Here is a 26,166-nt window from a genome sequence, read left to right as displayed (position 1 = left end):
AAGGTGCGACTTGCACTTCAGAATCATGATCGCAACGAAATAGTCCATCGACTTGGGACGTGCTTAAACTACCCCCGCTTGAACCGGAGTGACCCTGATGGCCCTGCTACGCGAACCCACAGAACTTCAACGTGCTTTGAGCTGGGACCGAATGGTCGCCGCCGCGCCCGAGCAACGTCAGCGTCTGCAGAACTACCTCTCGTTTCAATTGGCATTGGCTGGCTTGATGCCGCCCGGCGAAGAGGACCAGGAACGTCCCGACGCCGCGTTCCCGCGCGAGATGCTTGACAGCTTCCGTGAGCGCAATGCGATTCTTCGTCAACACCAACCTGCAATCGATCAACGCATCGAAGCTTACTTGGCAAAGTACTTCGCCGAGGAAACCGGCGATGAGCCACTGAAGCTACCGCGTCGTTCGCTGAACCTCGATCGTCACGGAATGGCTCGCGAATTGAGCCTGCCTTTGGGTGGCAACAAATTCGAAAACAACCAAGTCAAATCGTATCGCTGTTTCAATGGCGTGCTGAACAACCCGCGTGCTGACCGTCGGACGACCGCGGGCACCTTCCACGTGGTCGAAGGTGGACTGCCCATCCCAGGTGACAAACGAGTCGTTCCCAAGAACGTCTTTGTAAATCTCTTCCGTGCGGCGATGCAGCCACCGGCGGAAGACATGGAATTGCCTTACACCCACAACTCGCCGCATCCCGCGCAGTCATGGGTGTCGCTGATGCTGCGTCCGTTGGTGGCTCCGGGAATCCCCGGTTTCAGCGAACATAAAAGCATGGAAACGCGGTTCTTCGTTCCAGGCAACTATGTCAGCAATCTGGACTTCGTCGAATCGATCTTTGGAAATGCGGGCGACCCGTTGATCGCTGCTGGCGATGCTGGGTTGGACGCCAAACACTGGAGCGGTCACACGGGCTGTGTGATTCTGGCGACTCACTTGACCAAGTTCACGAAGAAAGAATTGGGTCTGCCGCACTACGACGATGCCTCCGAGCGACAGCGTCGCGATCGTATGTGCTGGCAAGATGAATCCGAACTGTACAACGATGGCGGCGCGTTCAAGCTGACTTGCCGCAACAGCGACGGAGTCGTGGTGACCCTGATCGCCGACAACTACTACGGATACTGCAAGAAAGAAGTCAAGACACAGCTCAGCTACGCCGCCAACTTGATGGGCAACGCGGAAGAGGAACACGCGGGCGGTGCCATCGCCTTCGCGTCCTATTCCTTGGGAGATGAGTTCCAAGTCAACAGCCGCCTCTACAACGGCCAAACCTTTGCCGACGTGGCCAAGCTGTATTCGGACTTCATCGATATCCAACCCGAAGGCTACGGGATCGATCGCGTTCACCCGAGCGTCGTCTACATCCCTGAAAATGCTCTGGCCACTCTTCGCGAACGATGCATTCGTTGGACCGACGCATCTGGGAAAGAACAATCCATTCCGCTTTCGCCGGAAGAAATCTACATCGCACCGAGCGGCTACAAGATTCAACTTCAAAAGCACCCGTCGGCACCGAGCTGGCGATTGATCGGCACGGTGGGCGAAGGTGTGTTCTGCCACAAACCTTGCACGGTCAGCGGTGGTGGCAAGAGCGAGATCAGCAAGAGTCTTCGCGACTACATGTTGTATGGACCGATCTTCGTCAAAGACCACGACGTCGACTTCAAATTGGTCGACGAAATTTTCTCGAAGGACTACGGCACACGTTGGTCGGAAACCTACACCGGCCGCACCGATTACACCGAACGCCCCAGCCGTAAAGTCTTGGACCCCGGTCGTTCGCTGGGCAGCGTCATCAAACTGCTGACCCCCAGCCCTGATTACAACGACGATTACAACGCTTGGCTGAAGAGCATTCCGGAACACGTTTATGCATTGGCATTGATCATCAAACGTTTCGCGGCTCCTGACATGGAACAGGATTGGCGTGAATCCTTCGGCGTCGACATCGTCAACGGATCACCAGGTCACGAACTGAAAATCGGCAGCCGTCCGTTGGTGGGTACCTACCTCCGCGTCGGTTTGGAAAAGTCCCAGTGGCGGACCTTCAAATTGCGTCAGGACTTCATCGCATCGGCGAAAGTCCAAAAGGAAGACGACATTTCCGCCAGCATCGTCGTGCCCGCGGGAAGCATCGGAGATGTCGGATCGGCTGTCGCGGAAGCCCCCAGCTACAAGTTTGTCGAGAACTGCGAATATCGTTTGTTCCAACGTCCTGACGACGCAATCCACCGCGGTTTGGACAAACAAACCGAAGCCGACTTGGCCGCACCAGGCAACTTCATCAGCAACTTCGAACCGCTGACCAGCGAAAACGCTCGCGACATCATGCGTGACGCGATCGAGTTCGATAAGTTCACCGGGCCAATGGAAGACTTGCTGGAAAAATCGGCCGCGTCCGACGATGGCTTTGTCGTCAGCACCGCCAATCCACGCATCGTGGATGGCAAGCCCACCAAGAATCCACGTTACCTGCAAGATCGCCCAGACATGGCTTCTCCGCGAGAAACCTATGTTGCAATGCGTGGCATTCAATTGCATCGCAAACTCGGCACCAACGACGCGGTGTTGACGCCCGTCGGCGCGGTGCTGTCCGGTCGTCGCAACAATCCACCAGAAGCCGAAGCAGGCATTCGCTCGCTGGCCGTTTACTCGCCGCTGCACTATCAGGAACTTCCTGAACTGGTGATGGATTATGTGTGTTCACTGACCGGCAAGAGCCCCAGCACCACGGGTGCGGGCAGCGAAGGTGCATTGACCAAGGGTCCATTCAACGCGCTTCACCCAGCAATTGATTTGAATGCGGTCATCGTCTCGATGATCCTCACGGACCTGGGTGGCTTCAGCACTCCCGCCGGTCACATCGGACCTGATTTGGAAGTCGGCCACGACATTTCGTTGCTGATTCCCGAAGTTTGGTGCCGCATGACGGCAGAGGAACGTGATCCGCGTCAGATGTTGGCGGCGGGCATGTTGGAGAAAGTCGAAGACTTCGAACACAACGGCCAGCAAATTCCCGCCAGCCGTTTGGGTTACCGCATCACCGACAAATTCGTCCGCACGTATTTGGCTCGCGTGTTCGACAACCCCGCCAAAGTCTTCCCCGATCCTGTTTTGCGTCCTGAACATCAGGACCTCGATTCCTTCGCCGACGGAGTCTTGCAAATTGCGGAAGCACAAGCTCGTGTTGCGAAAAACTACTTCGAAGACTCGGGTTACGAATTGGCTTGTCCGCCGTTGCGAGCCGTTTTGGACATCATGGTTCACGGCGAACACAACGGAAAAACGATCGACGATCCGGCCGTTCGTGAATTGTTCTCTCGTGAATCATTGGTCAACAGTGATTGGTATCGACGACGACTCGAAGCCAAACAACAACGTGACATTGAACACTGGAAATCGATGCAAGAACGTTTGCAGGCCTTCCTGGACGACCCGCGAAACACGGACGCCGCAGAACGCTTGAACATGTCGGATCAGGTGGAATATGCGAACCAGCAACGCCAATTGGCGGAGTCGCCGGAGTATATTGATTCGTTGCAAGGCACCTTGGGCGTCGACCCAATGTCGCCGTCGCCCAACGATCCGGTGATGCTGGACCGTTTGGCGAGCGTCTGACCCGCCATCCATCCCCACCGACTCCGAGTCACAGCATGAATCGTCCCCACTTTCTGCTATTGAGCATCTGTTTTTCGCTGGTTTCCAACTCGCTTCTGACCTCGCCTCAAGCGGCGGCGGACGAAGACGGCTTCGTCGCCATCTTCGACGGCCAGTCCTTTGACGGCTGGAAGAAAGCGACGGAAAACCCAAACAGTTGGAAAGTGGTCGACGGCATGCTGGTGTGCGACGGAGCACGCTCACACCTGTTCTACGTCGGCGATTTGGCTCCTTTAAAAAGCTTTCATTTCAAGGCGGACGTGAAAGTCGAACCGGGCAGCAACGCGGGGATTTACTTCCACACGAAGTATCAAGAATCCGATTGGCCAAAATTTGGCTACGAATGCCAGGTCAACGTCAGCCACAAAGACCCCAAGAAAACCAGTTCCCTGTACGGCGTGGAAAACGTCGATGCGGAAACGCTGGCGGCCAACAACATTCGTGACAACGAATGGTACACACAAGAAATCATTGTCCGCGGCGATCACATTCAACTGATCGTCAACGGAAAAACCATGGTGGACTACACCGAACCGAGCGACAAAGAAGCTTTCTCCGAACGATTCGAACGCCGGTTGGGTGAAGGCACGTTTGCCTTGCAAGCCCACGACCCTGATAGCAAAGCCTACTTCAAGAACCTGCGAGTCAAACCACTCGATGAGTAAATACAACGTCCTGATTGTTGGATCCGGCGGACGCGAACACGCACTGGCGTGGAAGATCCAACAAAGCCCGCATGTGGAAACGGTTTTCGTTGCACCTGGAAACGCGGGCACCGGTGTGGACGCAACCAATGTGGACATCGACCCCGCCGATCACGACGCGGTCATCGAATTTGCCAAGCAAAACAAAGTGGGCTTGGTCGTGGTTGGACCGGAAGCTCCCTTGGTCGCCGGATTGGTCGATGCACTGACCGACGCGGGACTGCGTGCGTTTGGCCCGAGCAAAGCGGCCTCGGAATTGGAAGGCAGCAAAGTCTTCTGCAAGAACCTGCTTCGTTCAGCGGATATCCCCACCGCCGACTACCGCACGTTCCGCAGTGCGGACGATGCCTCACGCTACATCAAGGATCGTTTCAGCGAGCCGACCGACCCGGTCAACGTGGTTGTCAAAGCCGACGGTTTGGCGGCCGGAAAAGGCGTCGTGGTTTGCGAAACGCGAAGCGAAGCGTTGGAAGCCATCGATCGCATCGCGGCTCGAAAGGAATTTGGCGCGGCAGGCAAAGAACTGATCATTGAGGAGCGTTTGACGGGCCCCGAGATCAGTGTTCTCGCGATCACCGACGGTGAAACCATCGTGACGCTTCCGCCGGCACAGGACCACAAGCCCGCCCACGATGGTGACACCGGCCCGAACACCGGTGGCATGGGAGCCTACTGCCCGGCACCGGTTTTGGACGAGGAAACGTTGGCGAAGGTCGAATCAAGCATTTTGGTTCCCGTCGTGCACGCGATGAAGCGTTCACGACGACCGTTCAAAGGCATCCTGTACGCGGGGTTGATGCTGACTCCAGCCGGCCCGAAAGTGCTCGAGTTCAATGTGCGTTTTGGTGACCCGGAATGCCAACCATTGTTGATGCGTCTGAAGACCGACTTGGTCGAAGTCATGCAGGCTGTGGTGGACGGCAAGCTGGAAGAAACAGGACCACTTGAGTTCGATGACCGTCCCGCGATTTGTGTTGTGATGGCCAGTGAAGGTTACCCGGCCGACTACGAAAAGGGTCACCCGATCACCGGCATCGACGCCGCGGATCAAATGACGGACGTGAAAGTCTTCCACGCGGGAACGCAGCAGCGTGACGGGCAAATCGTCAACACGGGCGGACGGGTTTTGGGCGTGACCGCCATGGGCGATTCGATCAGCGCCGCGAAATTACAGGCGTACAAAGCCGTCCGCGAAATTCGTTGGCAAGGTGCATGGTGCCGCAAAGACATCAGTGACAAAGCCCTCGTCACCGCCAATAAAGCGTAATTGCGAGAATCACACGTGCGCGTCGGTTGTTTCCAACGGACGACATGCAGGTGATTCGCTCAAACGCATCCATCGATCCTGCTGCGTTGCTTTTGTCAGAGGATAGCAACGCCCGTTGGCACCGGGCCTACGTTTGCGGATGACGCCGCTCCGTCACATCAATGATGTAACAAGCGGGGTGAATCCTTTTCGGTCACACGACGGAAAATGTCCTGCAACAGGATTTGCTCGAGCGTTGTGTCGCGTCCCAATGGGATCCAACCCAGCGTTTGTGGGTTGTCATCGAAATCATCAACGCGGCTGGTCCGGGATCCATCGTGACGTTGGCCGGCGGTCGTTTCCGTCGCGTACTGAGTCCGGTCGGTATCTTCCAAGTCTTTCTGAACGATGATTTCGACCGCATACCCGTTGGCGTGCGGACGCACGTGCACGATGGCTCGACGACGGATGGATTGAAGCGTGCTTTGCAATCGTTCAAACCCTGGCGAGCTGTCTTTCCGCCAGGGTTCCAGAATACTGCCGCCGACCTTGTAGCTGGTTTCCAGTCGCCCTTCGAGAACAGCGCCCGGCTGATTGACCACAGGTTGCTCCCGAGCGATCCGGAACACATCGTCGACTGCATCCACCACCTGCAACCACAAAAAGTCCGCCGGGACCGGAGGCAGGTCCAATGGATTGGGGACGTACTGAGGCGGAAAATCTGTCCCCAGCCGATAGGCCAATTGCCCGCATCCGACGCTCATGAGCGACAGACAGAACAACACGGCGAAGTGCAGCCCGCCAATGGTCGATTGTCGAGAGCGATCGATCCGCCGAATGGGCGTTCGGATCCCAGAATCCGTCATCCACCTACCTTTGCAGTGCGGGACGAGCGGAAACTTGTGTCAGTGGCTTCGCACCGGGGAAGTCATCTGGGTACAGCGACCAAACGGGAACCCGTCGGCGGACTTCCACCATGACTTCCGCTTGGGCGGCCTGAATTTTTTGTTGTCGCAGCAGGTCCGAAATATCGTCCTGAACATCGCTGATCGGCGACACGCCCTCATCCTCGCGTTCCAAAACACGGATGATGTGGTAGGCGTTGGTGTCTTCGATCACATCCGTCATTTCGCCGACCGGGACACTGAAGATCTGTTGATCCAAAACGGTCGAAGCTAAAGCGCCTTGATTGGTCCAATCATGCACCCCACCGGAACTTGCAAACGGTTCCTGGCTCTTCGCTTTCGCGACGCTCGTCATACTACCCCCGTAGAGAGCTTCGTTCCCCATTTGCATGATAGCGGCAAGTGCCGCCTCCTTACTTGGGAACTTGTCAAACATCACCGTCAACTGTTCCCAACGGGCGCGGGCTTTATGTTCGTACTCTGTTCGATGAGCCTGGTAGTACTGAACAATTTCAGACAACGAAATCGAGGGGTCTTTGTTGACTTTGCCTCGCAGGTACAAACTGCCCAGCATCTGATCCATGAATTCGCGTTGACGAACCGCCAGCGACATGCCTTTTTCCCGAAGCTTTTCATCGAGCTCCGCAACCGTGTCCACGCCGGCTTTTTCTTTCAGCTCGGGTAGCTCGGTTTCGTAAAACATCTGACGAGCTTTCGCGCTCATCGTGGCTTCCGCCTCACGGCGTTTGTCAGCAGCCTGTGTGCCGACTTGATCCAGCAAGAACGCTTCCCGCAGCATTCGGTTTTGGATGGTTTGAGCCAACAAACCGCGCGTCATACGAAGTCGAACGAAATGCAGTTGATCTTCGGGGACTTTCTCTTCGGTTTTCTTCAGCACCTGAGCAATGCTCGCCTCCACACGTGGGCTCAATTCGCCCAGCAGAATTCGGTTGCGTCCCACAACGGCCAAAACGGTGGCAGGATCGGTTGGCAGATGCGTCGCTTGCGCCGCATCCACTTCCGCCCGGGTTGGGACTTGCGCATGCGCCACGTTCGACGTGCCAACCGCCATTCCACCTGCCAAGAGAACGATGGCAAGCAAACAAGGCAGAACAGATCGGCAAAGCGAAGGCATGGTGACCTCAAATCGCAACGAGCAAACAAACGGACAACTTCGGCTTGTAGGAAAAGCCTCGACCACCTAGCAACGGCGATTTCAACGAAACCCGCGAATTTACGGTCTTCTTCGTCCAGTCGACGACGCCTGGGTGGGGTGCCGCATTGCTGTTTGGTGACGATCCCGAAACAATGCCCTTTCGCGGCCCATGCCGTGAAACTGATTTGTGAAACCTCCCTGCGACACCAAAGCGAATCGCTCATGGATTACCAACCCGTCGAATTGGACGACGCGCTCGAGAACGATCTTCGCCAATTGGTCCGACTTTCCATCGCAGAAGACTTGGACGTGGCGGTGGACTGGACGACGGTCACCATGATCGCTCCTGAACGCCGTGGGGCATGCCAGATTGTCCCGCGTGTTGATGGGGTCGCGGCCGGCATCGCGTTGGCACCTTGGATCGTCGATGAGTTCGATGCAGATCTGGATGTCGAAGTCTTGATCGAAGAAGGTGCCTCATTGGTCCCCGGAAAACCCGTGGTGCGACTGTCAGGTTCCGCACGAGACTTGCTGACCAGCGAACGCGTCTTGCTCAATATCCTTTCGCGAATGTGCGGGGTGGCTTCGCTGACCCAGCGCTACGTCAACGCGATGGCGGGCGGCTCGGCGCGGCTTTACGACACTCGGAAAACCACTCCTGGATGGCGGCGTTTGGAAAAGTACGCGGTCCGCTGCGGCGGAGGTCACAACCATCGCACGGGTTTGTTCGATGGTTTTCTGATCAAGGACAACCACTTGGCCCTGGGTCGCGGCGGCAATGGCAGCGATCCGTTGACGGCGGGCGAGGCGGCGAAACGCGCGGTGGAGATGCGCGGCGCCAGTGTCGATCAGTTGGTCGCACCGAGCATGGTGGAGATTGAAGTCGACACGTTGCAGCAATTCGAACAAGTTGTCACGACAGGAATCGACATCTGCTTGCTGGACAACTTTTCGTTGGACGACCTCCGCAGCGCCGTGGCGCGGCGTGATGAGTTGGGCGTGAACGTTGAATTGGAGGCGTCGGGAAACATCACGATCGACACAATCGCCAAAGTGGCTGCGACCGGTGTGGACCGTATCAGCAGTGGAGCTTTGACTCACCAAGCCACTTGGTTGGACCTGGGGATGGATTGGTTCGACGGTTGAGCGAGCTAGTGTTGGGGACATCGGACCGTTGGTAACGGTCATTCGCTTCCTCTTTGTTCACCAACCATGCCGTCACCGTTGCTCGACATGCCGTCCTCATCGTCATCACCTGCGAATTCCGCCCAATCGTTTTCCATTTTGGGCAGCCGACACTGGTATGAATTCGTTCAACCGTGCTTGGACGCGGCGTCGATCCTGGCGTCACTGATTGTCGTCAAATTCGCCGCTCGAGGCCATGTGGACGATGCATCGTTCGCGATGGGTTTGATCACCGTCATCGTGTTCTTTCTCAGCAGCCAATTGACGGGTCTGCATCGCGGAGATCGGCGGAGCTGCACCGACAGCGAAATTGTTCGCGTCCTATCGACTTGGGTGCTGACGATTTTGGTCCTGGGTTTGCTCGCATTTGCCACGCGTTACGGTCAATACTTCGCTCGCTCCGTGATTTTGGGATGGGTCATTCTCAGCCCCGCCATGATCGGCCTTTCGCGAATGTGTTTGCGGATCGTCCAAGTTGGCTTGTTGCGACGTGGCGTCGGTGTGCGACGCGTCGCGATCGCGGGCCACAACACGCTGGGGCAACAAACGCAATACAACATCTCCACCGACTCGTCGCTGGGATTGAACTTCGTTGGCTTTTATGACGATCGGTCGGAACTCCGAGACACAGCGGATCTTGAAAGCCAACAAGAGGACGGATCGAAAAGTGACGATCCAGTGTGTGGCGATCTGTCCGATTTGATCCAGGCCGCCCGAAATGGCGAAGTGGAGACCGTTCTGGTGACCCTTCCCATGCGAGCCGAAAAACGCATTCGATATATCTTGGACGAACTGAGTGACTCGACCGTTTCGGTTTACATCGTTCCGGACTTCTTCGTGTTCGAGTTGCTGCACGCACGTTGGACTCAGGTAGGCGGATTGCCAGCGGTCAGCGTCAGTGAAACACCCATGTTCGGGATCGATGGTGTCGCGAAACGGGCGGCGGACTTGGTTCTCGCCACAACCGGTCTTCTGACGATTTCCATTCCGATGTTGCTCATCGCTGCGGCTGTGAAGCTCACATCTCCCGGCCCCGTTTTCTTCCGCCAACGCCGGTACGGATTGGACGGGCAGGAGATCCGCGTTTGGAAATTTCGTTCCATGACAACCTGCGACGACGGCGCGGTGGTCAAACAAGCCACCCAAAACGATTCACGCATCACACCTCTGGGGGCCATCCTTCGCAAAACGAGCCTGGATGAGTTGCCGCAGTTATTCAACGTGATCGAAGGATCGATGTCGCTGGTCGGTCCTCGTCCACACGCTTCCGCCCACAACGAACAATACCGCGGATTGATTCGTGGCTATATGATGCGGCACAAAGTCAAACCGGGAATCACGGGTTTGGCCCAGGTCAACGGATGCCGCGGCGAAACCGAAACCGTGGACAAGATGGAACGCCGCGTCCATTTCGACCACCAATACATTCGTTCCTGGTCTTTCGCGTTGGACCTGAAGATTCTGCTTCGAACCTTGCTCGTTGTTTGGAAACAACCCGAAGCGTACTGATCCGAACTGAGGCATCGATGTCACATGTTTCCACTGTTGCTCATCGATGGATACAACGTCATTGGACCGGTTGCTCCACCCTCGCGTGGTGGTTCAACGAATTGGCTGCATGACGAACGCCAGTTGCTGCTGAATCGACTGGCGGAACATTTGACGGACCTCATTCGCTCGCGAACCTGCGTTGTCTTTGATGCACGCAATCCTCCGCACGGTGTTCGCGACCAAATGCTTTTCGCGGACATGGACGTTCGATTCGCGGTGGGGTACCCGGAAGCGGACGATTTGATCGAAGAGCTGATCTTTCAGCACCCCAATCCAAAGTCGTTGACGGTGGTATCCTCGGATCATCGCCTGCACGCTGCCGCGAAACGCAAAAAGGCGTTGCCAATCGACTCGGAGGCTTGGTTGGATGCGTTGCTGGACGGGCACATTCAAATGGCCAAGCTTCCCAAAGCCACGGCCAAACGCAAACGCTCCCAACCCGGGAGCACGGCCGCGGACGACGTCGATTCCACATCGCAACCGAACGATCCGACTCTCGACGCAATGCTCGACGCGGACGAACTGCAAAAGTGGATGGACCAGTACGGATCGGATTGAACGCCGTCGAGTCCTTCTTGCAACGATCCGCCGTGTATGCTGGGACGCCGATTGACCTAACAAACCTTCTGATTTTGCACCACTGGCGGACTGGGCTGACATGATTCTGTCGTTGACACGAGGTTTCGCGATTGGCGGATGCATTGCGATCGCATCCGTGTCTTCTTTGCTAGCCGATGGCCCCGCCGACAACCAAGCGGAAAACGTGCGTCCGATTCCACCACCAGGGGTGGACATCGAAGCAACAGAGTTGGATTCACTTCGGTCCTCGATCGCCTCGGTGCGTGATCGATGGCAGCAATTGATGCAAACGACGAAGTCCAAGCATCAGGACTTCGCGGTCAGTGCCAGACTAGAGGACTTGGAACCCGAAGTCTTGGTGTTTCCACGAGCGGTGGAAATGACGATCGAGCAATCCATTTTTTACTCTCCCAAGGCGGTCGCCGACGCGAAACGTTTGTTGCAAATCGCCGAAGATCGCATCGACAAAATTGCCGACGGTGCTTCATGGGCGGAAGTGGTGGGGCTTCGCAGAAGCGATGAACGGCAACTGATTGCCGGTGGCTTCCGATCAAAGATCGACGATTCGTTTCAGCCGTATGGGGTTGTGATTCCGCCCAACGTGAACGCCATGGATGCGTCGCCGATCCGCATGGACCTTTGGCTGCACGGCCGAGGCGAGAAGGTTTCCGAACTGGCGTTCCTGAACAAACACAGCGGTGATCCCAAACGCTATCGGACCGGCAACGAACCTTCGCCGATCTCCGCCATCGTGGCACATCCCTATGGTCGCTACAGCAACGCATTCAAGTTTGCCGGCGAAGTCGACGTTCTCGAACTCAGCGACTACCTGCAACGCAGGATCGCCATCGACAAACATCGCATCGCGATCCGTGGTTTTTCCATGGGAGGCGCTGGGTGCTGGCAAATCGCAACCCATTATGCCGATCGATTCTTCGCCGCCACTCCAGGTGCAGGCTTCTCAGAGACACCTCTGTTTCTCGATGTCTTTCAAGGCGAAGACGCTGCTGGGACCGCCCCTGATTATCAGAAAACGCTTTGGCAGCTCTATGACTGTCCGCCCTGGGCGAGCAATCTTCGCAACTTGCCGACGATTGCCTACAGCGGTGAGATCGATCGTCAGAAGCAAGCTGCCGACGTGATGGAAGCCGCTCTGGCCGAAAGAGGCATTGAATTGGTGCATCTGATCGGTCCCCAGACTGCACACAAGATTCATCCCGATTCCCAGCAGGAGATCGCCCGACGACTGGACCTGATCGAACGCCAAGTCTCGCCTTCCATCCCAAGAAACGTGCATCTGACAACACTGACGCTGCGTTATTCGCGAATGCACTGGATCGAAGTCACCGGAATGGAAGAACATTGGTCGCCAGCGATCGTCAATGCATCCATCTTGTCAGATTCGAACGGGACTGACGATCAAATCACAATTGAGTGCGAGAATGTTTCTCGACTTCGAGTGCACTTCGATTCCGGACAATGGCCTGGCAAGCCGTCTGGTCAAATCGCGGTGACGATCAACGGCCAACCAGTCGTGAACACGCGCATTGGTCCAACGGTGCGTTCGGATCGCTCCTTGGAAGCCGAATTTCAACTTGATGGAACATGGAAAGTTGCTTCAGACGATTCTCAAACGCTTCGCAAGCGTCCACATTCGCAGGGCCCAATTGACGATGCCTTCATGGACCGATTCGTCTTCGTGCTGCCCACCGGAACCTCCGGCGATCCGGCGGTGGAGCAATGGATTCAATCAGAATCAAAACACGCGATGGAGCACTGGCGATTGCACTTCCGAGGCGATGTGCGAACGATCATGGACACCGAAGTCAACGCGGAAACCATGGCGAACCAAAACTTGATCTTGTTTGGCGACGCCACCAGCAATGCGGTGATCGCAAGATTGCTACCCAAACTGCCACTGCAATGGACCAACGACACGATCCGCATTGGCAAACATGAAGTCAGCAGCGTCGGTCACGTACCAGCGATGATCTATCCGAATCCTGAAGCCCCCAAACACTACATCGTTATCAATAGCGGATTCACCTTCCGCGAATATGACTATTTGAACAACGCTCGCCAAACACCCAAATTGCCCGATTGGGCATTGATCGACATTCGCGAGGGCGCGAACTTTCGCGATTCGGGCAAAGTGATCTCCGCCGGATTTTTCAACGAGTCATGGCAACCCGAGTGAATTGCAGAAGCAACGACGCCAGAGTGAGTTGCTATTTGGGAACATTCGATGAGTTCGATGCTTCAATCGCTCGCTTCACAGAAGCCTTTTCGGCATTGGCATGGGCAACGAACGAAAAAACAACAAGGAACGCCATGCCTGAAGCAAGATTTCTTGAGCCAGATCCTGGCTTTCATCGCTGCTGAGCGTGTAGGCGCGAGCGACCTGCACGATGGAAGCCTGGTGCCTTTCCAACCAATCAACGAATAGCGATTTGGCGTCCTCTTCCAGCACGAAAGACCCTCAGCCTGCGGTTGCCTTTGAAACACCTCTATTCTTGTTGGTAACGCAGACGCGAAGATCCTTACGGCAAAAAGAAAATTTTCCAGCAACACACATCCGTCGATGCGTGTCGGCGGTCACGGGCTGGACTGCGGAACAAACTCTTCCGGCAACTCATAGTTGCCTTTGGAAGCTTCCCGTGTGGTGATCAGAATCTCAGATTCATCGGATCGGACCACCCACACCAAGGCTTGCTTGAGGTCCGCGGGACCGGTCGCCGTGCGGTCCGGGTTGGCTCCCAGCACCAGATCGGTCAACACCCTACGCAGAGGAACATCGCTCTTGGAAAAATCTCGGATCTGCTGGTTCTGAGTGATGCCCATCTTCTGAAGATCACCACCGATGATGGTGATCGGTGGCAACTGGTTTCCAGCGGGTAGATCGCCATTGAACTCATCGACGATCGTGTCGACGGCAAATTGCAGCGACTCCTGATCAAAGCTGACCGACATTCGTCGGTCCAACATTTGAGCCACCGTCAACTTGGTTTGATCACCCGCCATCGCCGTCCCAGTCGATTCAACCGACGTCGTGTTGCTCGCTAGCAGCGTCGCCAAGGTCAATTGTGGCAGGGCTCGTGGTGGCAAGTAGGCATTCCAAATGATCTTTCGGTCCGATCGACCTGTTCGCACGTTTTCCTCTGCGAACGCCCACATGGATGGCAAGCGGGCCGCCAGCAATCTCCATGACGCATCGATGTCGCGTGTGACCAGGAAGTCTTCCGCCCATCGTGGAGCATTCGACAATTGAGCACGCAAAGGATCCGCCAGCTCAGACGGGTCGACGCCCGGTGCAGCCGCCAAACGAACTTCCACATACGAGGCGGTGGGCGTCTCGGTCGAATTTGCATCTGGTTCCGCGGACGCCAGCCTGACAAGAACGCCGCCGCAGTCGGCCAGCAAATTTTGGCGAATCCAAGGAATCAGCGTGGGCGAAGTCGCTTCCATCCATTTGCGAGCGTCGCTGACCAGGAAATTGGGTTGAGTCAGGAATGCGATGGCATCGTTGGGACGTGCCGATTGCCAAAGCTCTTCTAGCAAACGCGGCAACACCACCGGGGACCCTTCCAGCTCCGCAACTTCACCGATGCGTTCGATGGAACCCACCGCAAACGCGTCGACCATATCATCCGCGGCGGTAGCGACGCGGCCTTGAGTCATCGCGAAGTAGGCCAACGCATCGAGATCGTCACCGGCGTAGATCGTGTGCCCTTCTTTGCTTCTCGCAGCAGACGCTTCCCAAGTCTCCAACAACTCTTCGAGCGACTTTGGGTCTTTCAATCGGATCGCAGCGGCCACCTCCGGCACGCCCTCTGCCCCGGGGAACCAAGCGAGCGCGACATGCGAGATGGATTGTTCAGCGACTCCGGACCATTGGTTCAAAGTTTCCAGCCATGCTTTGGTCTCGGGCTCGAACAACTCCATCAATCCCAACCGTTGCAACTGCGTCCAGTCGATTGTGACCACGGCGGCTGGTCCAGGAGGCAACAATGCGGTGGCACGATTGACTTGCCCGTCTCCGCCACTCAAATCAGGAGGGGCCCACAGCATTTGGTCGTTGTCGACCACTTGGATCCCGGTGGGTTGAGGACGAGACGGCCGGGGCGTCGGCTGAACAGGTTTCGGCTTGTCGGTGTCGCTGGAAACACGAGGAATGAATTGCGGTGCCGGCGGACGAATGCGTTTGGCCACGGGCGGTGGATTCTTGTCCCGAACCGCCAAAGCAATCACCAGCATCAGGACGGGCAAACACAACGCGTAGATGGCGTACCACGCTTTTTGATTCTTGCGTTTGCGTCTTCGACGAGCGGGAACAACCGCCGGAGAAACCTGTCGAGGCGAGTCATTGGATTCCGGCGTTTCTGGTTCGGCCGTTTGCGGAGACGGCTCCACTGCGCTCGGCTCGACCGATGCATCTTTGACTGCAGCATCCTTGACCGATGCACCTTTAACCGATGCGTCCTCGACCGGTGATGGGAGCGTCGTGGGTTCGGGTTCCGGCGTCGGTGGGCTGGTCCCGCCAAGTTTTTTCGCGTCGTCCGAAGTCGTCTCTTCATTCAACGCAACAGGTTGGCTTGCCGGTTTGGGTTGCTCGACTCGGCTTGAATCTGGCTTCGCTTTCGGCTCGGTATTTGATTCCGATTTGGGCTTAGTTTCACCGGCCAGCGCTGCTTTGTTGGCAACCTTTTTGTCAGCAATTTTCTTGTCAGCAATCTTCGTCGGACCGGATGAACCTGCTGACGTCGACGCGGAGGCCGCTGTCGCGTTTGGCTTGGCTGATTCACGCGTTGTTGCTGGCGTAGTAGAACTTGCTTGCTTCGTCGGTTGCGTGGTTTTCTTCTCACCGGCCGATTCGGGGGACTGCTTCGCGGCTACTGACTTCGTTTCTGCGATGACTTTCTTCTGCATCGCGACAGGATCGCTCTTGATCGCGGGTGTCGCCTGGACGGGAGTCGCTTTGGATGCAACCTCCAATGCGTTGATCAATTGCTCGACGGTTGCGAATCGTGCGGAAGGGTCACTCGCCAACGCCGCGGCCAACACCCGACATAACGGATCGCCGCTGGCTCCTTGCGAAACCGCATCGGTCAGTTCGCTTGGCAGTCGTTCACGCGAAGTGCTTTCAAATGCGTGGCGTCCATAGCGAAGAGCGTAGCCAAGACATCCCATCGCGTAGATATCATCGGCGACCGCGGCCACATGCTTCTCCCGTCCGCGAAGATGTTCCGGTGACCAGAACTGCTGCGCATCGTCGGACTGCTGCAACCAGCGAGTTCCACTCAGCGTTGCTGTTTCGCTGAGGAAGCTTGGCAGTCCAGCGAATGGGTTTCGCAACAAGGTCCAACGTTTGGACGCATCCATCCAAATGCGGTCAAAGCCAAGTTCGCCGTGAACCAAACCCGCCGCATGCAACGCTGACAAAGCTCGACAGAGCGGACGCAAAATTTCGACGGTTCGCGCGACCGTTCGTGGCTTGGACCTCAAGGACAAAGCCTTGCCCGGCGGAAGCACGCTCAAGACACCCGCGAAGTCTCGGCGGCTGACAACGGGTTGTCCCAACGGACCGTTTCGTAGCGGCAGGATTTCCAGTGACTGCAACGATTCGTCCGACACCGTTGCGTGGGAACGCAAACGAGCCGCCGCGTCCGCACTCAGCTTCGACGGGTCCAATTGTCGGAGGACTCCGGTGGTCGGTGCTTCCTGATCGCCAAGGGGCTCTCGTTCCACCGATTGCCAATCTCGAAATGGAAATGGGCACGTCAAATCGTCTGCGATTAGCGTCAGCGGGGCGATTCGGAGGATCGGTGTGGAGGGATATTCCGATTCCCACGACGAATGCTGCAGGATTTCCGTGATGGGGTATTTGTGGCCTCGTCCCGTTTGGACCAGCCATTTCGCCAATTCACCGACGTCTGCGGGAGGTTCTCCAGCATGGTCGTCCGCATATTCAGCCGCCCACACGGGCGGTTTCGATGTATCGGCCAGCCCGCTTTGGACCATCCGTTTCCAAAAATCAACAAGTTGCAGCGGCATGACGACGAGAAGAAGTATTCACAGACCGGCGTTGCCGGCATCACATGGAAGTTTGACCTAGTTTATTCTGTCAGGCACGTCGACACCGGATTCCTTTTCGCGAAACTCGATGCTCGCCCCAGTTTTCTGACTCCGCAACCTTGTAGATCCCCACCGTTGCCTTGAATATCGTCTACCTGACGACCGAAGCCGTTCCCTTCGCCAAAACAGGCGGTCTCGCCGATGTTTGCGGCACACTGCCCAAGGTGGTTGCAGCTCAGGGGCATCGGTGCGCGGTCATCATGCCCGCTTTTTCGTCAATCGATCACTCGTCGCAACCCATCGAGACCACCGACATCAGCTTTGCTGTCCCGATGTCGGATCAAAAACTGATCGGCTGTCGACTACTACGAAGTCACCTTCCATCGGATCCCAACGATCCGGAGGACGCGGCCAAGGTACCGGTCTACTTCATCGACCAACCGCAGTACTTCCGCCGGCCTTCGTTGTACGGTGACGCCAATGGCGATTATCACGACAACGCCGAACGATTCATCTTCTATTGCCGCGCCGCCATCATCGCCATGTCGCGTCTTGGTTGGCCCGTTGATCTCGTTCACTGCAACGATTGGCAATCGGCGTTAGTTCCCGCTTTGTTGAAAGCTCGTTCAGACGATTCGTCCAAGCTGCCCACCGTGGCGACCATGCTTTCCATTCACAACATGGCGTATCAAGGCAACTTCGGTTTCGATGCGTTCCCTTGGACTGGTTTGAGCTGGGACCACTTCCGTCCCGATTCGTTTGAGTACTACAACCAACTCAATTTTCTGAAGACCGGTGTCATTACGTCGGACGTGGTGTCGACCGTCAGCCCGACGTATGCACTGGAGATTCAAACGCTGGAATACGGATGCGGCTTGGATGCGATTTTGCAAGGCATCAAGCAACCGGTCGCGGGAATCATCAATGGCATTGATACGAACATCTGGAATCCCGAAACCGATCCACATCTCAAACGGAATTACAACGCGAATACCTGGGCCGAAGCCAAGATCGACAACAAGCTCGCGTTGCAAGCCGAAGTTGGATTGCCACAAGATCCCGAGGTTCCATTGCTTGGACTGATCGGACGCTTGGCAGAACAAAAAGGTTGGGACCTGATCTTGCCGGTTCTTCGTGAGCACTTGACCGAGTCCCGTCCAACCCAATGGGTCGTTCTAGGGAGCGGCGATCCCAAAATCGAAGCTCAACTCCGCGAGCTGTCAGAAGAATATCCCGAGCAACTTGCTGCCTACATCGGATTCAGCGACGCCCTGGCGCATCGCATCGAAGCGTCCAGTGACATGTTCATCATGCCCAGTCACTATGAACCCTGCGGACTCAATCAGCTATACAGCTTGCGTTACGGGACGCCTTGCGTGGTAACGCAAACCGGTGGACTGGCGGACACCATTGTCGACGCCAAGGCTGAAAATTTGGAATCCGGTTCAGCGACTGGTTTTCATCTCAACGACAACAGCCCCGGTGCGTTAGATCACGCGATCAATCGTGCCCTCCAGTTGCGATATCACTCGCCAGAAAAATGGAAAAATCTTGTCGGGGTCGGAATGCGGCAGGACTGGTCTTGGAGGAAGAGTGCTGACCAGTACATCGAACTTTACGCCCGCACAGTTTCCCTAAATCGACGAAGACGATCATCTCGCTGATTTGAACGCGTCGAAATCATCGGCCGACGTTCAGAATGGGGGTGCATCTACGGTGGGGACTGCTACATTGCAGGAAGAGCAACCAGAGCGGGGATCGTGAACCCTCTCTGCTTTGCCGTCCCGCGTGCGAGAGTCGATCCGATGAAGACACAACCATCAGGAGTCCCGGTCGACCGCTCATCCACTCGTTTGAACGAAACCTCTCGCACCCGCGTCAATCCGCGGGCTCAGGATCAAAGCCACCTCGATACGCAAAGCGTGTCGGATCTTCGAACGACCAACGAGGCTTTGCAGTCCGCTCAACGATCGAGCAATCGCGACGCGACCTCGCAGCGAGTCGGAGAAACGGTCGATCGTTTGGTCGAAGCCGAAATTCTCGACCAGCCACGTTTCGACAGTGCCCACGTCGACTTTCCCAACGAAACACACATCCAAACGGGCCAATCGCGACGGGACCCGATCTCTGGAAACTGGACGATTTTTGCTCCCGGACGAGCACGCCGACCGGATCAATTCAAGTCGCAATCGTCGTCTCCGATTTCATCCCTCGATTGCCCCTTCTGTCACGGCAACGAGCATAAAACACCGGCGTCCGTTTGGTCCGCCAAACTTTCCGACGACGAAGAAGCCGTTCCACAGGAAGCCGATTGGACCGTTCGCGTCGTTCCTAATCTGTTTCCAGCCATCAAACCAAACTCACGGTCCCGACAAAACGATGAGCCACCGGCGACCACGGATTGTCGTGTTTCCAACCAAACCGCTGGCAACACCGCGAATCCGCTGTTCATCGAGGAAGTCGCCTGCGGTGGCCACGAGGTCATCATCGAAGCCGCTCGCCACACGCGTTCTTTGAGCGAGCTGAATTTGGCCGAGATCGCATTGGCCTTCTCCGCTTACGCGGCTCGCATGCGTCATTGGCGTCAACAACCTGGCATTCAGTTCATCAGCTTGTTCAAGAATGTCGGACGCGATGCTGGTGCTTCGTTGCAACACAGCCATAGCCAGCTGATTGCCTCCAACCACCTGCCACAATCCGTTCGTGAGATTCATGACCGGATGGCTCGTCACCACGATCGCTTTGGTCGTTGCTTGCAGTGCGATCTTCTGCAGGCGGAACTGGATCACAAAGAACGCGTCATTCACCAATCCGATTCGTTGGTGGCGTATTGCCCGCACGCCAGCCGGTTCCCTTACTTGGTTCGCATCACTTCGCGCCAACACCTTGGTTGCTTCGAAGATTTGTCCGGGGCAATGAACGAAGAAGTCGCTCGGTTGGTTCTGCGTTGTGTACGTTGGCTCGAAGCCATCATTCCCGGCGTGGCCTACAACATGATGCTGCACACGGCACCGCCATCGAATCGGTGTTCCTCCAAAGTGCATCACTGGAGCTTGGAATTGGCTCCCCGAATCGGTCGCTTGGCCGGTTACGAATTGAGCTCCGGCGGAATGATCAACACGGTCTACCCCGAGGCCGCCGCGGAAGAATATCGCAAACAGGCGCGACGCAGCGATCCGCGACACGCGCTGCGATGATTCCGACATCCGCGGTGTCAGATCACGCGGGCTTTCTATAGACAAAGTCCTCTCGCGGTTTTGGTGATGCCGACGTGACGGTTGTCTGCCCAGGTGAGATGACCTTGGGATATGATGTGGATTCCTCCTGTTTCCATCTCGCCCCATCCCTGAGTCTAGCCTGCTATGAAGCCACGTTGTTTTGGAACCGCGGTGTCCGCGTTCGCCCTCGGTCTCGTGTTCAGTTTCGCCTCCCTCGCCGATGCCAAAGACCGTTTGGTCTTCGAGCCCGCAGAAGGAACCGCCAACGGCAAGCACATCGTCCTCATCTCTGGCGATGAGGAGTATCGGACGGAAGAATCGTGCCCGATGCTCGGCAAAATCCTGAGCCAACATCATGGATTCAAATGCACCGTTCTGTTTGCCATCGATCGCGAAACCGGTGGCATCAACCCTTACCAGATCGACAACATTCCGGGCACGGACGCATTGCTGGATGCGGACCTGATGGTCATCGCAACACGCTGGCGCGTGCTTCCCGATGAACAACTCGATCCGATTCTGAAACACATCCAAGCTGGCAAGCCCATCATCGCGTACCGCACCGCGACGCACGCATTCAAGAGCGGCAACTATGGCGAATACGACTGGGCCAACTTCGGCATCAACGTGGTCGGTGAAAACTGGCACTCGCACCACGGCAAACACAAGGTCGAAGGCGGCCGCGGTGTGATCGTGGAAGACAACGCCAACCATCCTGTGTTGAACGATGTCGCGGACATCTACACGCCGTCGGATATTTACGGGGTCGTCAATTTGGACGAATCCACCGCCACCGTGTTGCTACGCGGAATGGTTCTGCAGCACTTGGATCCGGCCGCTCCACCGGTCGATGCCAAGAATGCTCCGATGATGCCGTTGGCTTGGCTGAAACCCTACCAAGCTCCTTCCGGAAAGCAGGGCCAATGTTTGGGAACCACCGCCGGCGCGGCGGTCGATTTCCGCAGCGAAGACTTGCGTCGCATGATCGTGAACGCGTGCTACTTTTTGTGCGACATGGAAGTTCCAAAATCAGCGGACGTTTCATACGTCGACCCGTACGTTCCATCGTTCTATGGCTTCGTCGATTCCAAAACCTATCGCGATCGCGACTTGCGAGTGGAAGAATTTGAGCTTGGATCGTCGGCGACTTTGGTCACCCCCAAAGGAACCTTTGAAGCAGCGACCAAGTAGCCATACCCAACGCTTCCATCCAAACGAAAACTCATGCGGGAGAGCCACTGTGCTCTCCCGTTTTCGTTTCAGATCCGCAGCGACGCGAGAAATCACTCTTCCGCGCTAGCGATCACCGGTGCGGTCACGCTTCCCGCCCCCGGACGAATGGCGAGGATACGAATCCCGATCGTCTTGAGCGAATGTTTGGGCAGCACCAATCCGACTAACAATCCCAAACACAGCATGCGTCCAATCGAAGACATACCAAAGAGATAGTAGTAGGTCGTGGACTCGGTTCCGAAATGTGCCAACGCCGCGGCACCCGCCAATGCTCCTATGCTGATCGCCAGAGTGTTCGCAAAGTTATGGTAGGTCAGCAGTTTGGTTCGATGTTTCGCGGGAAGCGTTTCAAAAAACATCAGAAAGAACCCGAGTTCGTAAGCCGCCCAAGCGATCCCGCTCAGCACCTGAATGACGGCCAACCACAACAGGTTGGTGGATACGATCCACAAAGCGGATAGCGGAATCAAACCAATTCCGCCGAACCAAAGAACTTTGGACGCACCAGATTCTTCGGCCACTCGTCCCCAGTAGGCAAACGAAATCACCTTGCTAAGAAAGGCCAACGCAATCAAACCGACATAGGTGAGATATCCCATGTTCAACTGCCCCAACATGTACGGCACGAAATAGGGACCGCTGAGCTGGATGAAGACCTGCATCACCACCAAGTACGAGAGCAAGCTGATGGCCGATCGGAAGTTCACCTCTTCGGTGTTTGAAAGTGTTGGCTGAGTGTTCGCCGCCTCATCATTTGGTTCCATCGTGTGGGATGGCCTCTCAATGGACCGAGTCACTTCATGATTCGTGGCTGGCTTGGACTGGCGTGTGCGATGCAAGAAGTTCGCCGACAACAATCGAAAGAACGCCGCCATGAAGAACAACGCCGCGAAACCGACCAGAGCAACGTTTTGACTGGAGGTCCACTGCAACACGATGCCCGCGACCATCAACGCGGCAAAGGTGCAAACCTGCTGTAGTCGTGAACGCTTGGAGAAAAACTTGGCCCGTCCCGCCGCGGGAACGATGTCTTCAATCCAAGTGTTCCACGCTGGGCCGGTCGATAGCCCAGCGGTCCAATAAACCGATGCGATCAACAAAAAGGCGGTGATCGAAAGTCGTTCCGTCCACGCGGCATAGGCCAGTGGCAAAAACGCGCACGCTTGCAGCGACGCACCCAGCACAATCCAACGGCGGTACCCGCCGATCCAACCGATCGCCTTCGGTGATATCAGCTGAATGACGCCACCAACCAACAACGGAATACTGGCCACCAACCCAGATGCCGTCTCGCCCAAACCGATGGCTAAAGCAAACGCGGAAAAGTAGGTCTCGCCGCAACCAACCATTCCGCCAAAACAAGCAGCATCACCCAAGCTTCGAGCCAGATTTCGTCCGTCAGCTTTGCCCGCGTTCTCGGGAGAAACAGCAGCGAGTTCACGGTCAACAACGTTCATTCAACAGCGATCGAAATCAACAACCAGACAAAATAGGAGACGGAGCCGCAGGTCAGCTTTTACTGCTTTTACCCCGACCAAAACAGATCGATTTTCGGCGGATTGCACGCCGGCAAGATGCTCGATTGTTAGAAATCCCGACCGGCAAAATGCGCCCCATCCGACTTCGCTTTGTGCCAACTGATATGATCGAATCCCGCGATCCCCCGAGAGGATTTTTCTGGAGACAGATGCATGTTGGCGACCATTTGGACAGATCGACTGGACTCGATACTTGTCGGCCCGATGTGGCCGGCAACGGTTCTGGCCGCGTTGTTTTTGTTCTACGTGGTCATCGCCTTGCTTGGCGTCGTGGACCTTGGGATGGACGCCGACCTCGACTTGGATGTGCCGGAGATTGATGCGTCTGATTTGGGTGCGGACCTTTCGCCGGATCTGGCGGGCGAAGTCACCGGGGAGCCCATGCACAGCGACTGGCTGGGTGGAACCGGCGCGGCCACGCTGAAGGTCATGAACTTGGACCGAGTTCCCTTGGTGGTTTGGTTGTCTGTGTTCAGCGTGCTGTTCTGGGTCATTAGTTTCGTGATGTGGTTTCAGTTCGACATCCGCCGCTATGAGCCCACCATTCTGACCAGTGCGTTGCTGACAATTCGAAACGGCGTCCTGGGCGTCATTGCGACTAAGATTTTCACCTGGCCGATGCACCGGATGCTGGTGCCGCCGACCGAATTTCATGCGTCGACGTTGGTGGGCGGAACCGCCGTGATCGAAACCCGCCAAGCTGATTCGGACTTTGGCCGCGCTAAATTCGCTACAGACGCTGCTCCCCTGCTGATTTCCGTCCGAACGGAGGGCGAAATCATCCCCAAAGGAGGACGCGTGGTGGTCTTGAATTATGATCGAGCCAACAAGACTTATCTCGTTCGGGCGGATGATCCCCCGAAAATCTAGATCCACGCGCCCCCTCCGACGGCATTCAATGCCCTGAAAGAGGCGGCAAACCACGCCTGTCCAATCAAAACCGGCAGACTCTCACAGTCCCGCTGGCCCAGCAAACACGACGACGATCTGCTCGCGGAACGTCGCACGATCCTTCCCCAAGGTCACTCAGACGAAAGAACCTTCATGATGTTGGCTGCACTTATCACAGACTCCGTCGGCAAGGATGCGGCGATCATCCTGGTTGGAGGCCTGTTCCTGGTCGGATTGTTGGTCGCCATCCTCTTCAAGAGTTACTACATCAAGGTCGGCCCCGATCGTGCCATCGTGAAATCGGGTGCGGGCGGCGTCCGCGCGGTCACCGGCGAAGGCATGCTGATCATCCCGCTCGTCCAACAACACGAGTTCATGGACCTCACGCTGAAAAGCTTTGAGATCCAGAGACAGGGTAGCGAAGGCCTGATCTGCCGCGACAACATCCGAGCGGACATCAAGGTGGCGTTCTTCGTCCGGGTCGATAAGAGTCCCGAAGAGATGAAAGAGGTCGCACAATCCATCGGGGCCAAACGCTGTAGCGAACTTGAAACGCTTCGCGAATTGTTCGACGCGAAATTCAGTGAAGCGTTGAAGACGGTCGGGAAGCAGTTCGACTTTGTCGACCTCTATGACCAACGCGACAAGTTCAAAGAAGAAATTCTAAAAGTCATCGGGACCGATCTGAACGGTTACCGTCTGGATGACGCGGCAATCGACTACCTCGAACAAACACCGCTCGAGATGCTCAGCCCGACCAACATTTTGGACGCGGAAGGCATCAAGAAGATCACCGAATTGACCGCGACCGAAAAGATCAAGGAAAACCAGTTCACCCGTGACAAAGAAAAGACGCTGAAGAAACAAGACGTCGAGGCCGAGGAAACGATCCTCGAACTGGAGCGTCAACGCGTCGAAGCCGTTGAAAAACAACAACGCGAAATCGCCGAGATCACGTCTCGTGAACAGGCTTCCGCGGCAAAGGTCAAAGAAGAACAACGCTTGGAGTCGGAACGAGCCCGCATTCAAACCGAAGAAGAGATCGGGATCGCCGAAGAAAACAAAGCCCGTCAGATCTTGGTTGCGATGCGCAACAAAGAGAAAACGGATGCGGTCGAACTGGAACGCGTCAATCGAGATCGCGATTTGGAAGCCACCGAACGCATGCGTGTCGTGGGTGTTGCCGACGTTGAAAAAGAGAAAGCAATCGAAGTCGAAAAACGCAACATCCAAGAAGTCATTCGCGAACGTGTCGCGGTCGAACGTGCGGTGGTCGAAGAACAAGAACGGATCAAAGACACCGAAGAACATGCGAAAGCCGAACGTCAAAAAACGGTGCAAATCACGGCCGCTCAGATGAAGGCCGAAGAAGAACTGATTCGCCAAACCAAGCTGGCTCAGACGGAAAAAGAGAGCAGCGAATTGCTGGCCGAAAAGATCCGCATCGAAGCCGAAGCCAAACGCGACGCAGCCGAGAAAGAAACCGCTGCGACCAAGATGCTGGCGGAAGCCGAAGCCGCTCAAGCCGCTGCGGCTGGATTGGCCGAAGCTCAGGTGCAGGAAGCCAAAGCGGTCTCGCTCGAAAAGGAAGGCTTGGCCGAGGCCAAGGTGTCACGCGAAAAATACACCGCCGAGGCAACCGGTATCACCGAGAAGGCCGAAGCGATGAAGAAACTGGATGGTGTTGGCAAAGAACACGAAGAATTCAAGCTCCAACTGGAGAAGGAAAAGGAAGTCGAAATCGCGGCGATCAATGCTCAACGCGGCATCGCCGAAAGCCAAGCCGGTGTGATCGGCGAAGCTTTGCAAGCGGCTCGCATCGACATTGTCGGTGGCGATGGAGAATTCTTCGACCAGATCACTTCCGCGGTCAAAGGCGGCAAAGCGATCGATCGATTTGTCTACAACAGCCAAGTCGCAACGGACATCAAGAACACATTCTTCGATGGCAACGCGGAATACTTCCGTGACCAAATCAAGGAACTGATCGCTCAGTTCGGTTTGGACACGGATGGGGTGAAGGACCTGTCCATTGCCGCTTTGATTGCGAAATTGATGGGCATGACCTCGACCGATGATGTCCGGACTCAACTGACCAGTCTGCTCAGCATGGCTGGCACGGCAAACGTCGCGGATCAGAAAGTCAGTCGTCTGTTGGCCGGTTCGCCGGACACGGTTCCCGGAAAGAAAGTTCCTTCCAACGGTAAGAAGGCCTGAT

17 protein-coding genes are annotated in these 26,166 nt (G+C 56.1%); 12 read left to right on the top strand and 5 right to left on the bottom strand.

All coding sequences use genetic code 11. The features are described 5' to 3' along the window. Positions 1–97 precede the first annotated feature (97 nt). The 3 genes from LOC70_RS18315 to purD are packed head-to-tail and all read left to right on the top strand — an operon-like array spanning position 98 to position 5,641. Positions 98–3,631 (top strand): hypothetical protein, encoded by a 3,534-nt coding sequence (locus tag LOC70_RS18315; RefSeq protein ID WP_230255433.1) that lies wholly within the window; start codon positions 98–100, stop codon positions 3,629–3,631. 35 nt (positions 3,632–3,666) lie between these two features. Next, positions 3,667–4,335, top strand: coding sequence for a 3-keto-disaccharide hydrolase (locus tag LOC70_RS18310; protein ID WP_230255432.1), 669 nt, complete (start codon positions 3,667–3,669; stop codon positions 4,333–4,335). Further along, complete coding sequence (gene purD / locus LOC70_RS18305) at positions 4,328–5,641, top strand: phosphoribosylamine--glycine ligase (protein WP_230255431.1); 1,314 nt, start codon at positions 4,328–4,330, stop codon at positions 5,639–5,641. Before LOC70_RS18310 ends, purD begins: the two co-directional genes overlap by 8 nt. Positions 5,642–5,799: 158 nt before the next feature. Here purD and LOC70_RS18300 read toward each other — a convergent pair whose 3' ends face one another. Together LOC70_RS18300 and LOC70_RS18295 are read right to left on the bottom strand one after the other, a co-directional pair. Next, entirely contained in the window at positions 5,800–6,384 is a 585-nt protein-coding gene (locus LOC70_RS18300; protein ID WP_390889086.1) for a hypothetical protein, read from the bottom strand. 106 nt (positions 6,385–6,490) lie between these two features. Then, positions 6,491–7,660, bottom strand: coding sequence for a peptidylprolyl isomerase (locus tag LOC70_RS18295; protein ID WP_230255429.1), 1,170 nt, complete (start codon positions 7,658–7,660; stop codon positions 6,491–6,493). 243 nt (positions 7,661–7,903) lie between these two features. Here LOC70_RS18295 and nadC point away from each other — a divergent pair, with 243 nt between their 5' ends. The 4 genes from nadC (at position 7,904) to LOC70_RS18275 (ending at position 13,193) form a co-directional block, all read left to right on the top strand. After that, the gene (gene nadC / locus LOC70_RS18290; protein ID WP_230255428.1) at positions 7,904–8,827 is read left to right on the top strand and encodes a carboxylating nicotinate-nucleotide diphosphorylase; all 924 of its coding nucleotides are present in this window, start codon (positions 7,904–7,906) and stop codon (positions 8,825–8,827) included. An 87-nt stretch (positions 8,828–8,914) separates the two neighbouring features. Further along, the gene (locus tag LOC70_RS18285; RefSeq protein WP_230255427.1) at positions 8,915–10,375 is read left to right on the top strand and encodes an undecaprenyl-phosphate glucose phosphotransferase; all 1,461 of its coding nucleotides are present in this window, start codon (positions 8,915–8,917) and stop codon (positions 10,373–10,375) included. Between the two features lie 24 nt (positions 10,376–10,399). Next, entirely contained in the window at positions 10,400–10,975 is a 576-nt protein-coding gene (locus LOC70_RS18280) for an NYN domain-containing protein (protein WP_230255426.1), read from the top strand. Between the two features lie 100 nt (positions 10,976–11,075). Then, on the top strand, positions 11,076–13,193 hold the full coding sequence (locus LOC70_RS18275) for a prolyl oligopeptidase family serine peptidase (RefSeq protein WP_230255425.1): 2,118 nt from the start codon (positions 11,076–11,078) through the stop codon (positions 13,191–13,193). Positions 13,194–13,268: 75 nt separating this feature from the next. Here LOC70_RS18275 and LOC70_RS18270 read toward each other — a convergent pair whose 3' ends face one another. Beyond that, positions 13,269–13,466 carry a sigma factor gene (locus LOC70_RS18270; protein ID WP_315857278.1) on the bottom strand — a complete coding sequence of 66 codons (198 nt, stop codon included), beginning with the start codon at positions 13,464–13,466 and terminating at the stop codon, positions 13,269–13,271. 125 nt (positions 13,467–13,591) lie between these two features. Further along, a complete protein-coding gene (locus tag LOC70_RS18265) occupies positions 13,592–17,047 on the bottom strand; it encodes a serine/threonine protein kinase (RefSeq protein ID WP_230255424.1) in 3,456 nt (1,151 codons plus the stop codon). 161 nt (positions 17,048–17,208) lie between these two features. On the opposite strand from LOC70_RS18265, the gene glgA reads away from it, so the two are divergent. From glgA to LOC70_RS18250, 3 genes are all read left to right on the top strand, one after another. Beyond that, positions 17,209–18,732, top strand: a complete 1,524-nt coding sequence (gene glgA, locus LOC70_RS18260; RefSeq protein ID WP_230255423.1) for a glycogen synthase GlgA — start codon at positions 17,209–17,211, stop codon at positions 18,730–18,732. Positions 18,733–18,873: 141 nt separating this feature from the next. Next, positions 18,874–20,265 (top strand): DUF4921 family protein, encoded by a 1,392-nt coding sequence (locus LOC70_RS18255; RefSeq protein WP_230255422.1) that lies wholly within the window; start codon positions 18,874–18,876, stop codon positions 20,263–20,265. Positions 20,266–20,430: 165 nt separating this feature from the next. Beyond that, on the top strand, positions 20,431–21,477 hold the full coding sequence (locus LOC70_RS18250) for a ThuA domain-containing protein (protein WP_230255421.1): 1,047 nt from the start codon (positions 20,431–20,433) through the stop codon (positions 21,475–21,477). A 92-nt stretch (positions 21,478–21,569) separates the two neighbouring features. On the opposite strand, the gene LOC70_RS18245 is transcribed toward LOC70_RS18250, so the two are convergent. Continuing rightward, on the bottom strand, positions 21,570–22,976 hold the full coding sequence (locus LOC70_RS18245) for an MFS transporter (protein WP_230255420.1): 1,407 nt from the start codon (positions 22,974–22,976) through the stop codon (positions 21,570–21,572). A 234-nt stretch (positions 22,977–23,210) separates the two neighbouring features. Here LOC70_RS18245 and LOC70_RS18240 point away from each other — a divergent pair, with 234 nt between their 5' ends. After that, positions 23,211–23,927: an OB-fold-containig protein gene (locus LOC70_RS18240; protein WP_230255419.1), complete on the top strand. Its 717-nt coding sequence runs from the start codon at positions 23,211–23,213 to the stop codon at positions 23,925–23,927. Between the two features lie 177 nt (positions 23,928–24,104). Beyond that, on the top strand, positions 24,105–26,165 hold the full coding sequence (locus LOC70_RS18235) for a flotillin family protein (protein WP_315857314.1): 2,061 nt from the start codon (positions 24,105–24,107) through the stop codon (positions 26,163–26,165). Position 26,166: the final 1 nt, after the last annotated feature.

It is taken from the genome of Rhodopirellula halodulae (assembly GCF_020966775.1).
GTDB lineage: Bacteria > Planctomycetota > Planctomycetia > Pirellulales > Pirellulaceae > Rhodopirellula > Rhodopirellula halodulae.
Note: the sequence above shows the minus strand (reverse complement) of the source record. Positions and strands in the feature narration are given on the sequence as shown.